We start from the raw sequence: 14,723 nt of genomic DNA on the forward strand, positions 1-14,723 counted from the left end.
CAACAGCTTCTGGACCATACAGATCGAGACGGCTGGTCGCTCTTCGCGACGCATCCGGTCAATCGCGAGGATCTTCCCTTCAGGCTGGTGACTGGCCTGGTGGATTCCGACCGGTTCAGCGATGGGGGCATCAATTTCCCGGCGATCTGGACGGAGCCCGGATTCTCTGGCGTGCTCAGGAAAGGAACTCCAGTCACGCCAATATCTCGTATGCCGTCTTCTGCTTGAAAAAAANCCGGGGCAACTCGCAGGCAGCCCGTTTGCCACTCCCGGTCAAGCCGCCCTCAAATTCAACAGCTTGTGGACCATACAGGTCGAGGACGGCTGGTCGCTGTTCGCGACGCATCCGGTCAATCGCGACGATCTGCCCTTCAGGCTGGTGACGGGCCTGGTGGATTCCGACCGGTTCAACGATGGGGGCATTAATTTCCCGGCGGTCTGGACTGAGCCCGAGTTTTCCGGCTTGCTCAGGAAAGGAACCCCGGTCGCGCAGTGCTTTGCGGTTCCACGGGTTGAGCCGCAGCTGGAATACGAGGTGTTCGATGAAAAGCGGCAGGCATCGTATGCGCAGACGGTCGCCGATATCCTGTCAACGCCCGGTGTGTACCGCAAGCGGTTTCGCGCCAGGCGGGGACGCTCCACCAGCGAGTGAGCGACGCAGCGCTTCCTCATCAAGCCATAGCCGGCCGCTGGACGCCGATGTGAGTGCCATGGCGATGACGCCGAACGTGGATGGGCGCAGACTGTAGGCAATCGAATACGCAGCCATGGCCCGTCGAGGTCGCCGACTTCCTGCAGGACGACACCCAGATTGACGGCAGCTTCCGGGGCGTCCGGGCTCATCTTCACCACCCGCCGATAGGCTTGAGCGGCGCTGCCGAACTTGCGCATGTCCTGACGCACCAGCCCGAGGTCAAACCACGCAGCCGGATGCCCACCGCCGGCGACAGCGCGTTCGAGGAAGCCCTCCGCTTCGGCAGGCGCACCGCGTTGCCAGGCAAGGCGCCCGAGGCGCGCCGCTGCCTCCTGGGATTTCGGATCCCGCTGCAAGACAAGTGTCCAGCATTCGCGCGCGGCCGGGGCGTCGCCTGCCTGATCAAGGGTACGTGCTCGCTCGATGAGGATTTCCGCCTGCAATGATAGCTTGGCTGCGCGATCCAGCTGTTGCAACGCCGCTTCAAACCTGCCTTCGGCCCGGGCAATCCTGCATGCCAGAATCAAGGCAGGCACATTGTCCGGGCGAACGGCAAGGCTCGCTTCGATGCGCGCACGAGCCCCCGGCATGTCTGCCCTTGCGAACAGGACCGCCGCCAGAAGATGGCAAAGCGCTGGATCGCCCGGGTGCTGCCCCAGGCCCAATGCGCACAGATGCATCGCTTGGTCGTGACTACCGGAATTGAAAGCAGCCACCGCCCGGCGGATCAGATCGCCACTATCGCTTTGATTGTGCGCGTTGTTGCTCGGACGCTCACTGGCAGTCATGTCCTCAAGCGCCCGATGTCGATTCCAATTATGTTTGGCGGGGCCGCTTGCCATGAATCGAGCAGAGTAGCCGATTTGGNCCGATTTGGAGCCTCGCTTGTCATCACGCTTAACCGCTTTCAAAGGCAAGAAGGCCACAATCCGCCCCAACTGCTGCTCCCGTGCCCTTGGGCACACACGCTCTAGTGACGACCATTCTATGAGCGCGCTTGTAAATATTGGCTACTCGCAAGGGATGTCGATAGGCGTTCGTCAAATTCCAGCAAAAGCGGTCTCATGTTGACCAGCTTTTCCGGTGTAAATCTGGTCAGCGGTCCAGAAACAGCCAGCGCTCCGGCCAAGCCCTCGCTGCCTGAAAAAACCGGTACGGCCATCGTCGCTGTTTCAGAATCTCCCTCCCCGAGCGATACAAACGGAATCTTCGCCATAAGAGCTATTCGCATTCTAGGCTTAGCGAGACTAAACCGAGCAAGCACTTGGCCAGCTGCATGATGGTCAAGCGAAAGCACATCGCCCTCTCGGATTTGATCCCGGATCAAATGGCGACAGTCTGCACGAAACAGGCAAATGCTGCGATTTCCCTCCTTTCGAAAAAACGATGCGCTTTCATTCGCCTGTTCAACAAGGCTCAAAAGGAGAGGCCGAACGAAGGCCTCCATCTTAAAACGACGAGGGTAGAATGAGCCCAATATCATCGGCGTAGGGCCGGCAGCAAAGCGCTTGTCCGCCATGCGAACAATGTAGCCACTCCGGACAAGGGATTCCGTTAACCGAAGGATCGTGCTTTTGTAGAGGCCTGTTCTAGAAGAAATCTCGGCCAAGCTTAAACCTTCGTCGCGCTCTGTGAAGCACCCGAGGATCGAAAGCGCGCGATCGACAGCTTCAACCCCTCCCGCTCTTGTGTCTGCTTGGAGCCTGCCGGACATAATGTAGGGACCACAACACTGGCGCGTCGGTTGCGCCAGGCTGCGTTACAGCTTCGCTAGGCATCCAGGTTTGGCCGGTATCCGGATTCAGGAAGGATGATCGCAGAACGCGGATCCCCAGATGTCAAACCCCGATGGTCCCCGGCGCGGATCGTGAACAGCGGAGTTTCCGCCACATCCTCGGCTGCCGCTACTGTCAAAACAATGCTTGCGGGCGCCACTGCGCTCATGGCAACAAACGGGCTAATCTTTGTTGACATTTCTCGTCATCGATGCCTGCCATTATAGCCACGACCGTTCAGGACGGAATCGATGCGGCGCAAGATCGCCTTGGAATATCGAGGTAGGCGATAGCGAACCTCGGTCGTCTGAGTTTTTTGGCGGGCTGAAGTAGGAGGCTTGAGGTATGTAACACGCGTTGGGCCATTGGTCGCTCGACAGCGACCGAAATCATGGAGCTGAGGTTTAATGAATAAGATTGCCTTACTTCCTCTGGTGACGTATCCGGAAGCGAATTCCACCAAAATCGCCTTAAACGCAATCGCGGTGGTCAAGCACATTGGCGCGGCGCTTCACGCATTAACGATCAATGTCGATATCCCGGGTATTTCCAACCCGGTGTCGAGATACTTGATCAACCTTCCCGAAATGATCCGGGAGACAGAAGCGACCAGCCGCAAGCACGGGCTCGATTTGCTGGAGGCATTGAAAGCTGAAGCGGCACGTGTCGGATCGTCCCTGACAACCGAGGAGATTGCTGTTCAGCCGGCATCTGTCAGCGATGTTGCGGCAGTGAAGTCACGCTATTTCGATTTTGCTTTGATTGGGTTGGAGCCAAATAACCAGACTGCGCGCATGACCGTTGACGCGGTTCTGTTTGGTTCGGGCCGACCGACCATAATTCTGCCGGAAAGCGCAAATGTTGGTGCAATCGATCATGTTATCATCGCTTGGGATGGGAGTCGCGTTGCGGCCCGGGCCGTTGCCGACGCGTATGAGTTTCTGCAATGTGCGGCAAAGATAACCGTACTGACGGTGACAATCGAAAAGCCGCTGCGCGATATTGGCGAAAGCCTTGCTTTAAGCCTGAGAATGCGTGGCCTTCCCGCTGAGGGAGTCTCAATCGATGCGGAAGATCGCCCCATTGGCGTTACGCTTCAGGAGCGCGCTGTCGGCATGGGCGCCGATCTGCTTGTCATGGGTGCGTACGGCCATTCCCGGATGAGAGATTTTGTCGTGGGTGGCGCAACCAAGGGCGTTCTGGGCGATCTGCGCCTGCCTGTCCTTTTGTCGCACTAGAAATCTGCAAATCTGGCCTCGAGTAGCGGCGGCGAGCTGGCTCCTATGGTTGCGCCAGCGGCGTCAAAGGAACCAGCTACGAGTTCAAGACGAAACCGTGCCTAATTCTCTTGAGTTGCGGATTGTTTCGCCTTCGAAATTCGAACTCGAACTGAACTGGGGAGCATACCCGTTCGCGCCGCCTACGATTGATTCCTGCCCTTGCCAGAGGCAGACAATGACGGTCCGCCTTTGGTGCCCATCAAATCCACGCCTGCAGCCATTTGAGGCCGAAGGCGCCGGGAGCCAGAATACCTGTGGCCCAGACGAAGGCTGAGGTGATGTTGGCAATCTGAAACGTCAAGGCGGGCATCTTACAGATGCCCGCCGCCAATGGCACGGATGCGCGCAAAGGACCGAAGAAGCGCCCAAAGAACACCCCGGCCACCCCCCATCGCTCGAAGAACAGGTGACCGCGCGGAATGAGGTTTGGATAACGTGACAGGGGCCAATGGTGCGAAACCCCGTTTCCCAACCGCGTGCCGATCCAGAAGGACAGCCAGTCCCCCAATGCCGCCCCAATGGCGGCGGCAAGCCACAGGGGCAGAATGCGATACCGCTTTCGCCGATGAGAAAACCGACACCGATCAGGATCACGGTTGCAGGCAACAACAGAGAGATGAACGCCAGCGATTCCCCAAAGGCCAGCACGAGCACCAGCGGAACACCCCATGCTTCATGCATCCGGATAAACGCGATCGTCGCTTGCGTGACCTCATCGAGGCTCATTCATCACTTTCCAATTCGCACCAAGCGTGACCGACGGTTGACATCTCACCATATCGGTCCCTCTGGCAAAGACCTGCCGCGCAGGAAACGGAAATCGTGCAGACGTGTAGCGGCCGAGCAACGCACACGGCGCGAGTAACCATTCAGAAGGATCTTCCTCCCGCTCTGATTGACAGAACCCACGGGATCGACCTTAACTCATTCTTAACAAAGGTGGTTGGGCGGGTCGGATGAGTTCCTCACGAGTGCGGTTGTGCGTTCGGTTGGGCGGCGGTGCGGTCGTTGCAATCATTGCGATAATGTCCACGTGGTCGGCGGCGACGGCTTCACAGTCGATGCCGATCGGTGGCTTTACCTCGCAGCCGATCGGTCACTACGATTTCTGCAAATCCCATCGGGCCGAATGTGAGATCCGCTCACGCGACAATGGTCCGGAGCACATGACCGGAAAACTCTGGCGGCAGATTACGAGCGTTAACCTGACGGTCAACAACAACGTCAAGCCGATGAGCGATCTCGACCAGTACGGACAGGACGAATTCTGGGCTTATCCGGACAGTGGTTTCGGCGATTGCGAAGACTATGCGCTGGAAAAGCGTCGCCGTCTGATAAACAGCGGCATTCCTGTGTCGGATCTGCTGATGACGGTTGTTCGCAAGCCCGACGGCGAGGGTCATGCAGTGCTGACTGTTCGTACCGACACGGGCGACTTCATCCTCGACAACCTCACCGACACGGTGCGCCGCTGGGACCAGACCGGCTACCGCTTCCTGAAGAGGCAAGCCGGCACCGACACGGGGCGCTGGGTCTCCCTCGATGGCGACAACCCGCTGGTCAGCGCAATCAAGTGACGGTAGTGTAACAGTTCACCCCAAAGTTGACGCCTTGCCGAAAGAGATCTCTGTGGCTGATGCGCAGCCTGCTCTTCGTCTTAGGTCGGAGTGTTCGTCGTTGTTAAGGCTTTGTGTCCGGCTTCGCCTGATTGCTGCTCGCCCCCTTCGACGAGCACGCTCAATGGCGCTGTCGCCTCCGGGCAGCCGCTCTGAATTTTTTTCCATGACGAAATGTTGAGAACCATGTCGCATTGCGCGAGTTCCGGTCCAGACGGCAATCGCAGACAGGCGAATTCACCGTGATGGAACGTCCGGCCGTTGGCGAGGCACTGACATTCTGCCCGCGCGGGCGTTGCAACAAGCGCCACGAAAACCAGGATGCAAGAGGCATGGAACGTCCTCATGCGAAATCATAGCACGATCCGGAGCGGGCGCCAGATCGCCCAGCATGAGCTACAGCGCCGTGATGATGACGAACGCAATCGCGACCGCGGTGGCATGGGAACCGGCGTTGGCGAGCGAGCCCGGGAGGCCACTCAGCAGAGGCTCGATCAGATGCACAGATAAGCACCCGTCGCCGGCCGCTCCGGCGCCCGTGAGCAGTAGCGGCGCCACTTCCATCACTTCTTGCGATTTAAGAAGGGCCGTATCTGTTACAAGCGACGCAATTTTGCGCTTGTCGGAGCGGCGTGAGAGGGTCGAAATTGGGCGAGGCGGAGCGTCCGAGTTCTCGCCGCACTAATGGCGGGCGGTTGATCGACCAGAAGGTGTAGCCGAGCGTGCCGCAAACACCCGGCGCCGGCGCATCACCATTGGGCGACCAGCCAAAGACGAAGTCCATTGTCTCGGGATCGGCAAGATCCGGCTCCGGTACGCGATTCGGCCGCAGCGGCTTGAGTTCGCCAAGCGTCCGCCCCGCGCTGGCGCCGATAGGCCGGAATCGGACGAGAACGCGAGGTCCCTTGGCTGTTCTGAGATTCAGGCTGACGATCTCGTCTTCGCCATCAGGCACGCGGAGGGCGACATCGGCGCGCTGGCCGGGCGCGATGACAATGCCCCGAGGCGCAACAGGCTGCGGCAGCGGGTTGGCATCAAGAGCGATCACTTTGGCCGTTCCGCCATCGAGGTCATAAGTGCCGATACGGGTGACATCCGTGACTGCCAAACGCAGGCGCACAAGGCTGCCCGCCGGCAGATCGTAAATCGGGGTGACTTCCCAATTTACCGTCGAGACCGTACCCAGCGTGCCGCCGCGCGCAGCGTTGCGTGCCTTGACCAATTCGATGAACTGGCCGTCTTCGCCGAGACGGAAGTCGCGTATATTGAGCGGCAAATCCTGGTCGAAACCGGCATCTTCGTCATCTTCGACAACAAGCATGCCTGTCAGACCGCGGGCCATCTGATCGAGCGTGTTGCAATGCGNTCTTCGTCATCTTCGACAACAAGCATGCCTGTCAGACCGCGGGCCATCTGATCGAGCGTGTTGCAATGCGGATGATACCAATAGGTGCCGGCATCCGGCGGTATCAGAGTGTAACGGAAGCTTTCGCCCGCCGCGATGGGACGCTGGGTGAGATAAGGCACGCCGTCCATGGCATTGGCGATGCGCAATCCATGCCAGTGCACACTCGTCGCTTCGTCGAGATCATTGACCACGTCTATGGAAAACGGCCTACCTCGCAATAAACGCAGAGTGGGCGGCGGCCCGCCCGCACCGAAACTCATCATCCCTTTGGTGACGGTGCCGGGCAAAATCGACCGAGTGATCGCTGAAACCGGCAAGGTCAGATCGGCTGCTACGGCCCTGCCGGCAATCAGCCCGCCTGCAGCGCCGACAGCTACTGCTGCCGTGCCGCCCAGCAAGAATCCCCTGCGCGACATTCCCGACATGAAGCAGCCCTTTCAGTGGAGTATAGCGGACGTGGTGTTGTTGTCTCTTCGTTCACGAATTTCGAACCCTGGCAATGATTCAAGGTCAAGGTGGCGTAGTCTCCGAAGGACTTCAACTGAAGTTGGAGTTTCACTTGCTTTTTGATGATTGCCACACAACGTCGCACTGAGCCGCGAGGCGTCTACGTGGCAGCTCTCGCCGAACCGCGTGTTGTGGGTGTAGCGTGCCCGATTGGCAGGAGTTACGACGCAAGCTATCCCCTTGCCGGAAATGGGCTCGCCTGAAATAGCACATTTGAAGCGGCCACCGTCTCTTAAACGCCCATAAACGCAAACGCCCATAGACGCTCATCACTCGTCAGCGCTCTATCTCGGCCCATTTCTGCTCGCCGCAGGATCGGTGCAAATACGGTCGTCCAATTTCAATAACGGAACCCTGTAATGCTGCCATCACATACGGTGGCTAGGCGGATGCAGGGCGCCCTGCCCGTCCAACCTCTGGAGACAACCATGCGCGCTTTGCCGACTGTCATGGCGCTTGCGGCCCTGCTGGGCACGCAGCCCGCTTTCGCCGAATTCGTCACAGCTTTCGATTTTCCGCAGCCGAAAGACACCAGCGAATTTTACACGGTTATCGAGATTCCGGCGGGAAGCTTCACCAAATATGAGATCGATGCCGAGACAGGCCATGTCGTCGTCGATCGATATCAGTCCATGCCGGTCGTCTATCCGGCCAGCTATGGTTCCGTTACCAGTTCGTTGGGCGGCGACGGCGACCCGTTGGATGCGCTTGTCTTCACCCGGGAACCCGTTGTGCCCGGTGCTCTGATCAAAGTCCGCGCCATCGGCGTGCTCAACATGGTCGACGGCGGCGAAGCGGATGACAAGATCATCGCTGTGCCGGCTACGGATATCGATCCGCAATATGACGGGGTCAAGACCATCGATGATCTTCCGGCCATCGAACGACAGCGCATCGAGGCATTCTTTCGAGTTTACAAGCAGCTACCTGAAGGCCGCAAGGCCGTTGGATTTCGCCGTGATGGAAAATGTGGCCGTTGGCGAGGCACTGGCATTCGGCCCGCGCGGGCGTTGCAGCGAGCGCCGCGAAAACCAGAATGTAAGAGGCCGTGATCGTCCTCATGCGCAAGATCATAGCACGATCCGGACTGTCGCTAGTGTGAACGCTTCACAAGTAACTCGGCGGAGAACTCGTACCGCGGGCGCTCACGATCCTCAATCGTCGTTCGCGTCGGTTTTTGTCCTGTTGTCCGTNCGTACCGCGGGCGCTCACGATCCTCAATCGTCGTTCGCGTCGGTTTTTGCCCTGTTGTCCGTATTTTGTGGCCCGAATCAAAGGCACGGCCAAGCGACCAAAATGACCAGCAAATCCATCGGCATGCCGCGCCCAACGACACCTGCCAAACTGCCGGCATGCATGACGAGCAGCGTTGTTCGAACCAACGGCCGCGATGATGCGCGACACGTTCAGGTTGAGGGAATGCGCGGGTCCTGAACGAGATAGAGCCGCGCAGTCGGCGTGAAATCAGTCACCAGGAATGAGAACGAAACCGTGCTCAGCGGATCGACCTCGCCTTTCCGGAACAGAAGATGGTCATAAGGTTCGAATTCACGACTGAATTCGGCGAAACTATCGGACCGAATTGCATCCGTTTCGCGGCGCGCCTGGTCGAACGAAAGCCCGTCGCTGGAATCGCTTGGCTGGTTGAGAATCTCCTGCAACTCGAACTCGAATTCGACCCAGGCGTGACCGCTGTTGTTGAGGGCAACGATCCTTAGGGAAATGAACCCGGTGGCATAGTTGCCGGAGGCATCGAATGGCTGAACCGGCCGGATGGCGCGTATGGTGAGGGTTACCGGGCTTGCCGACTCGAGTTCCTCGGTGATCACGACGGGATCGGCCCTTGTTCCGGCTCCCGAAGCGGCAATGATCCGGAATCCGCCGAGTTCGTCGGAAAAGGAGTAGGCGCCTGCTTCAAATATTCTGGGCCTTGTGCCATCGGCTCCAGCGAGGAGTCCGCTTGCTGCGAGCACGGTTGCGAATATCCCTACCAGACGTGCGCCTGATATTCGGGTTGACGAGTGGTGCCACATGGCTCGAAGTATGAACGACATTCCCGCGGCCGCATACTGGAATGGCTCAGGCGAGAGGGTATGATGGTTGGATTTGGCGCCGTAGGTCGAGGCATTCAACCGGATCGGTCGCCGCAAACCGCGGAGAGGTTGTCGCTGCCGGCGATATGCGCGAGAGGACGTACCGATGTTCGGACTTGGCATGACCCACCTGTTGGTTATCTTCGTGGTGGCGCTGGTTGTTTTCGGCCCGGAGGAGCTTCCAAAAGTCATGCGATCGGCGGGGGCAATGATGAAGACATTCAATCGGATTGCGGGCGATTTTCGAAAGCAGTTTGACGACGCCGTACGTCAAGCCGAGAAGGAACTCGACCTGCAGGAAACCCGCTCGATGCTTCAGAATGCGATGGAGGACGTGCCGCGAAGCGCTGACAAGGCCATAGTAGGGAAGGACAGCAATCTCGATCCGGCCGCTGAGCGGGGCGCAGAATCTGAACTGACGTCGGTCACGGCCAAGGATGCGAGGTTTAATGCCGAAACGTCATCAAACCAGTGATCGGGCAGAAGAGCAGTCGCCCATCGGAACCATCGCGAGGCTCCCAGCCGCTCCACCTTCACCGTTTCGGTTTCGCCGACTGCGCGCCGGGACTCAAAACCTCATCTCGGGCATTCCCCTCGCTATAAAATCCCTTCACAGGTTACCATTGTTCCAGCACTGCCGTGCTGCAGCCGTGGTCTGTTTGACAATCGTGTTGCTGACTGCGGCGGTCACCGACGTCGGCTCCGCTTCAGCGCATCGCAACGCGCTCTGGCAGGTTGTGCAGACCTGCGCTCTTGCCGCAGCGCATCTTGGCAGCGCTTTCCCCTGCGAGGAAGTGATCCTGCCCAGGCAGGGCGTGCCTGGATCAGCTCTCATTAAATCACCCCGATACCGGACCGAGTTTCTGTTGACGCCACTTACGGCTGTTGCCGGCCTTGAAACCCCGTCTGTCCGTTGGCAGGGCAGTTCCCAACTCTGGAATCGGGCATGGAAAGCACGAAGCAAGGTCTCGGCGAGCCTCGGACGTCACCTTCCACGAACGGCCATCGCCATGGCTGTGAATTCCAGGACTGAGCGATCCCAGGATCAGTTCCACATCCATATCGATTGCGTTGCGGTGTCGGTGGAAAAGAAACTTGTCCTGAAGGGGCCGAAGGTGGAAGGTCCGTGGCAGCTTCTCCCTTTGGCTCTGATGGGGAAACGCTATTGGATCAAGGCAGTCGACAAGCCGGATTTGGAAACGACCAACGTAGTCGGCATCATCGCTTCCGGCCTGCCGCAGGCCCGGGGCGCCATGCATCACGTAAATGTCGTCGTCGTTGGCGCCGAACTCGCCGGCGCAAGACCGGGATTTTACATCCTGACCAATTGGGAAAGCTCAGCGGCCGAGCGCCTTTTGGATCACGACTGCACCTCGCGTTGAGCGCCCACGAGGCAACTGGCGAAGCAATAGCCGCACCCGGACATTCGACGGAAGTCTCAAAGCAGTCTTCGCGGAATGGTATCCGGGCATGGCAAACGACAATCCAAGACCCGATCAGCGCAGCAAAGCTGCGTGACCGCCCCGCAGTTCCTCATGCTCTCCTATCTGCAGGCCCGCACCGGCTAACGTCGGCTCTTCGACGATCCGATGAAGGGACAGCCCGAGACGAGCTGCGCACCATGCGCCTCGAAACGCGCAAGATGGGTCGCGGTTGTCATCGCTCGGACGCAATAATGACCGCTTGTTCGTGGTCTGTGACGTCGACACGTGGCAAATTCGTCGTTTTTGGTCGGCGCGCGTTTCCTGCCATGTCACATCGCTGACACGGACATCGCCGAACATTGTCCGTGAACCCACCCGGAGCCTGCCATGCACCGTCTTATCGCTGCACTCGCAATAACAACAAGCTTGAACACCGTTGCGGGGGCAGCGACGGTCTACCCGCTTGATCGGGCCACGATCCTGGCGCAGTCGCCTTTCGACGTGAAGGTCGAGTTCGACAAGGTCGTTAGCGCCGACCAAGTCACGGTTACGACCAACGGCCAGCCGGCGGAAACCGTGTTGGGCAAGAAATTCGAATTCCTCGAGAAGGAAGAAGATTTCGACGCTTCGGCGCTGTTGATCCGCGCAGCCAGCATTTCGCAGCCTGGTACCTACAAGCTGGAGGCGAAGGCCGGCGACGAAATGAAGTCGGTGAGCTGGCAGGTTTTCGGCACCCCGGCAACGCCCAAGGCCAAGAACGTCATCTTCTTCCTCGGCGACGGGCTTTCGGTCGCGCATCGCACCGGCGCCCGCATCATGTCGAAGGGCATGACGGAAGGCAAAGCCAACGGGCGCCTCAACATGGACGACCCTCGATCACCTGGCCTTCATAGGCACGTCCGCGACCAATGCGATCTCAACCGATAGCGCCAACACGATGTCGGCTTACATGACGGGCCACAAGACGGCTGTCAACGCGCTCGGCGTCTATGCGGATCGCACCAAGGCCAGCCTTGACGACCCCAGGGTCGAGACGATCGCAGAGGCGCTGCGGCGCACCGGCAACAAGTCGATCGGCGTTGTCTCAACCGCCGAGGTGGAAGACGCCACCCCTGCGGCGGTCGTCGCCCATACCCGCCTGCGTGCCGACAAGGCTGACATTGTCGGCATGTTCTTCGTCGTCAAGCCCGAAATCGTCCTTGGCGGCGGCTCCGCCTACTTCCTGCCGCAGAGCACGCCGGGCTCGAAGCGCAAGGACGACAAGGACTACATCGCAATGTTCAGGGATGCCGGTTACACATTGGCGACCGACAAGACCGAACTCGTGGCCGCCAAGGGAACCAACACCGGCAAGATCCTCGGCCTTTTCCACACCGGCAACATGGACACGACACTCGACCGTGAATTCCTCAAGAAGGGCAGCGTCGAGAAGTTCCCGAACCAGCCCGGCCTTGTCGAGATGACGCAGACCGCACTCGATCAGCTTTCCAAGGACGAGGACGGCTTCTTCCTCATGGTCGAAGCGGCGTCCGTCGACAAGATGTCGCATCCGATGGACTGGGAGCGGTCGCTGTTCGAGACCATCGAGTTCGACAAAGCCGTCGGCATCGGGATGGAGTTCGCCAAGACGCATCCGGACACGCTGATCGTCGCCACGGGCGATCACACGCACGGCGTGTCGATCATCGGTACCATCGACGACCAGAAACCGGGCGAGGAGATGCGCGACAAGGTCGGCGTCTATGCCGATGCGGGCTTCCCGAACTACACCGACGAGAACGGCGACGGTTATCCCGACAAGGTGGACGTCACGCGGCGACTGGCTATATTCGCCAGCAACTTTCCCGACTACTACGAAACCTTCCGTCCGAAGCTGGATGGTCCGTTCGAGCCGGCCGTGCAGAACGGGGCGAAGCAGTACATCGCCAACGAGAAGTACAAGGACGTTCCGGGAGCGGTCCTGCGCGTCGGCAATCTGCCGAAGACGGCCGGCACGGCCGTCCACGCCGTTGACGATGTCGTGCTCCAGGCGACCGGCCCTGGCGCCGAGGAATTCAAGGGCTATATGGAAGAGAGCGACGTCTATCGCGTGCTTGCCGATACCCTGGCTCTTGCGCCGGCAACGAACTGATGCACTTTAGCCGATCTGGCTTGATGAACCAAGTCGCGCCATGGCTCCTGACGCTACGGCGCCTGGAGCAGAACGCCGGAAGCAAGTTTCGCTTATGAAACAGCGCCCGATCACCCGCCGCAAATTGGTGCTGCTTGGCTCGGCCGTCGCACTGGTCAAGATGACTGGCGCGAGTTCCGCTTCCACGGCAACGGCAACGGCAACCCTTGGCTTCGATGAGCTCTATGGAAAGATCAGCGTTCTCGGGCTCAGCTTTTCGGACAAGGTGAAAGGGCTCGCGGAAGCGGAAGTCTCCATGCAAGGCTTCATGGCGCCGCCGCTCAAGGCCGAGGCGAATTTCTTCGTGCTCACGGAAACCCCGATGGCGCTTTGCCCGTTCTGTTCCTCCGACGCCGACTGGCCGGACAACATCGTGGTCATCTACCTCGACGAGGCGCAGACCTTCGAGCAGGCCAATGCCCCGATCGAGGTGAGCGGGCGGCTGGAGGTCGGTTCATGGACCGACCCGGAAACCGGCTTCGTCAGCCTGCTTCGAATCGTCGATGCGCATTTCCGCACGGCCTAACCGCAAATGCTCCGTTTGACGATCCGTGACCTTGAGATGTCGTTTCAGGGTCTTGGCAGGCCTGCGCTGGCTCTGTCCGCGCTGGAAATCGCGCCAACCGAAAAGGTTGCCGTTACCGGTCCGTCCGGGTGCGGGAAGACGACCTTCCTGAACGTCGTCACCGGGCTCGATCGCGTTCGGAAGGGTTCGGTTCGATGGGGCGAGACCGATCTTTCCGGTCTTTCGGAAGCTGGTCGCGACCGTTGGCGCGCTATGCATGTCGGCCTTGTCATGCAGGAGATCCACCTGTTCCCCGGCCTCTCGGCGCTCGATAACGTGCTGTTGCCGAGCCGACTGTCGCGGCTCCGTTCGAATACCGACTTCAGAGCGGACGGCATGCAGTTGCTCGAGCTGGTCGATATAGATCGTCCCGATCAGCCGGTCGAAACCATGTCTCGTGGACAGATGCAGCGGATCGCGGTGGCTCGGGCATTGGTCGGGCGGCCGGCAATCATCGTGGCCGACGAACCGACAGCCAGTCTCGATGCCGATTCTGGGGCCTCTGTCGCGGACCTGTTGCTGCGACTCTCCAACCAGGCGGGTGCGACGCTGATCGTGGCGAGCCACCAAAAACGCCTCATCGAAGGCCTCGATCGCGTGATCCATCTGGAGTCTGGCGCCGTCGTCAGCGACACCGGCAAGCCCGCGGCCACGCATGATGAGGCGTTTCTTTGACGTCCGCGCACGATCGGTCGCGAATCCGATCAGCCGAGGTAACCATACTGCCGGTTCTGCGGCCGCCCTCACGCGAAGGAAATGACCCTTGTTGCGGTTTATCGCTGCGGACTTGAAGCGACACTGGATCGGCGTGGCTGCGGTGGCGCTGCTCATCGCGCTCGCGACCGCGCTCGGCGTCGCTGTCACGCTCGGCGAGCGGGCGCTTCGGTTGGGTAGCGCACGTGCGGCGGGCGCCTTCGATCTGGTAGTCGGCGCGCCCGGCAGCGAGACCCAATTGCTGCTGTCCGCCGTGTTCCTACAGGCAGCGCCCTTGACGCTCATGCCGGGCAATGTACTGGCGGGGCTGATCAGGGACGAACGTGTGGCCTGGGCGGCCCCCGTCGGGTTCGGTGATTTCGTCGAGGATTTCCCGATCGTCGGCACGACGCAAGCGCTGGTCGACGGACTGGGCGGCGTCTCCGAAGGACGCACGTTCGAGAAGCTCGGCGAAGCGCTTGTCGGAGCGTCCGTGGC

General features: G+C 59.8%; 11 protein-coding genes and 5 pseudogenes. 10 read left to right on the forward strand and 6 right to left on the reverse strand.

All coding sequences use genetic code 11. The annotated features are described in order from the left end of the window. Window positions 1-241: 241 nt before the first annotated feature. A pseudogene (locus X773_RS70360) lies at window positions 242-652 on the forward strand (hypothetical protein); the annotation flags it as partial. Window positions 653-834: 182 nt separating this feature from the next. Here the strand turns inward: X773_RS70360 and X773_RS79395 are convergent. Continuing rightward, window positions 835-1,536, reverse strand: a pseudogene (locus X773_RS79395) (tetratricopeptide repeat protein); the annotation flags it as partial. 143 nt (window positions 1,537-1,679) lie between these two features. Continuing rightward, entirely contained in the window at window positions 1,680-2,408 is a 729-nt protein-coding gene (locus tag X773_RS0139760) for a helix-turn-helix domain-containing protein (RefSeq protein WP_031213001.1), read from the reverse strand. A gap of 468 nt (window positions 2,409-2,876) precedes the next feature. Between X773_RS0139760 and X773_RS70370 the strand changes: the two genes are divergently transcribed. Further along, window positions 2,877-3,707 carry a universal stress protein gene (locus tag X773_RS70370; RefSeq protein ID WP_023680201.1) on the forward strand — a complete coding sequence of 277 codons (831 nt, stop codon included), beginning with the start codon at window positions 2,877-2,879 and terminating at the stop codon, window positions 3,705-3,707. A 241-nt stretch (window positions 3,708-3,948) separates the two neighbouring features. Here X773_RS70370 and X773_RS70375 read toward each other — a convergent pair. Then, window positions 3,949-4,475, reverse strand: a pseudogene (locus X773_RS70375) (DedA family protein). Window positions 4,476-4,705: 230 nt separating this feature from the next. Between X773_RS70375 and X773_RS70380 the strand changes: the two are divergent. Continuing rightward, window positions 4,706-5,326: a transglutaminase-like cysteine peptidase gene (locus tag X773_RS70380; RefSeq protein WP_031213004.1), complete on the forward strand. Its 621-nt coding sequence runs from the start codon at window positions 4,706-4,708 to the stop codon at window positions 5,324-5,326. A 616-nt stretch (window positions 5,327-5,942) separates the two neighbouring features. On the opposite strand, the gene X773_RS75585 is transcribed toward X773_RS70380, so the two are convergent. Then, window positions 5,943-6,686: a hypothetical protein gene (locus tag X773_RS75585; RefSeq protein ID WP_156937474.1), complete on the reverse strand. Its 744-nt coding sequence runs from the start codon at window positions 6,684-6,686 to the stop codon at window positions 5,943-5,945. A gap of 5 nt (window positions 6,687-6,691) precedes the next feature. Next, a complete protein-coding gene (locus X773_RS75590) occupies window positions 6,692-7,171 on the reverse strand; it encodes a multicopper oxidase domain-containing protein (RefSeq protein ID WP_023680206.1) in 480 nt (159 codons plus the stop codon). Window positions 7,172-7,669: 498 nt separating this feature from the next. Here X773_RS75590 and X773_RS0139775 point away from each other — a divergent pair, with 498 nt between their 5' ends. After that, a complete protein-coding gene (locus X773_RS0139775) occupies window positions 7,670-8,332 on the forward strand; it encodes an inorganic diphosphatase (protein WP_023680207.1) in 663 nt (220 codons plus the stop codon). A gap of 354 nt (window positions 8,333-8,686) precedes the next feature. Here the strand turns inward: X773_RS0139775 and X773_RS70390 are convergent, their stop codons facing one another. After that, window positions 8,687-9,253 (reverse strand): hypothetical protein, encoded by a 567-nt coding sequence (locus X773_RS70390; protein ID WP_023680208.1) that lies wholly within the window; start codon window positions 9,251-9,253, stop codon window positions 8,687-8,689. A 226-nt stretch (window positions 9,254-9,479) separates the two neighbouring features. Here X773_RS70390 and tatB point away from each other — a divergent pair, with 226 nt between their 5' ends. From tatB to X773_RS0139790, 6 genes and pseudogenes are all read left to right on the forward strand, one after another. Beyond that, window positions 9,480-9,848: a Sec-independent protein translocase protein TatB gene (tatB, locus tag X773_RS0139780; RefSeq protein ID WP_023680209.1), complete on the forward strand. Its 369-nt coding sequence runs from the start codon at window positions 9,480-9,482 to the stop codon at window positions 9,846-9,848. Further along, window positions 9,823-10,755, forward strand: a complete 933-nt coding sequence (locus tag X773_RS75595) for a CDP-diacylglycerol diphosphatase (RefSeq protein ID WP_198023650.1) — start codon at window positions 9,823-9,825, stop codon at window positions 10,753-10,755. Before tatB ends, X773_RS75595 begins: the two co-directional genes overlap by 26 nt. 429 nt (window positions 10,756-11,184) lie before the next feature. Beyond that, window positions 11,185-12,928: pseudogene (locus X773_RS70400) on the forward strand (alkaline phosphatase). A gap of 94 nt (window positions 12,929-13,022) precedes the next feature. Further along, window positions 13,023-13,493, forward strand: a complete 471-nt coding sequence (locus tag X773_RS70405) for a hypothetical protein (protein WP_023680213.1) — start codon at window positions 13,023-13,025, stop codon at window positions 13,491-13,493. Window positions 13,494-13,529: 36 nt separating this feature from the next. Next, on the forward strand, window positions 13,530-14,207 hold the full coding sequence (locus X773_RS70410) for an ATP-binding cassette domain-containing protein (protein ID WP_348625954.1): 678 nt from the start codon (window positions 13,530-13,532) through the stop codon (window positions 14,205-14,207). A gap of 88 nt (window positions 14,208-14,295) precedes the next feature. Next, window positions 14,296-14,723: pseudogene (locus X773_RS0139790) on the forward strand (ABC transporter permease); the annotation flags it as partial.

It is taken from the genome of Mesorhizobium sp. LSJC280B00 (assembly GCF_000502835.1).
In the GTDB taxonomy this organism is placed as follows: domain Bacteria; phylum Pseudomonadota; class Alphaproteobacteria; order Rhizobiales; family Rhizobiaceae; genus Mesorhizobium.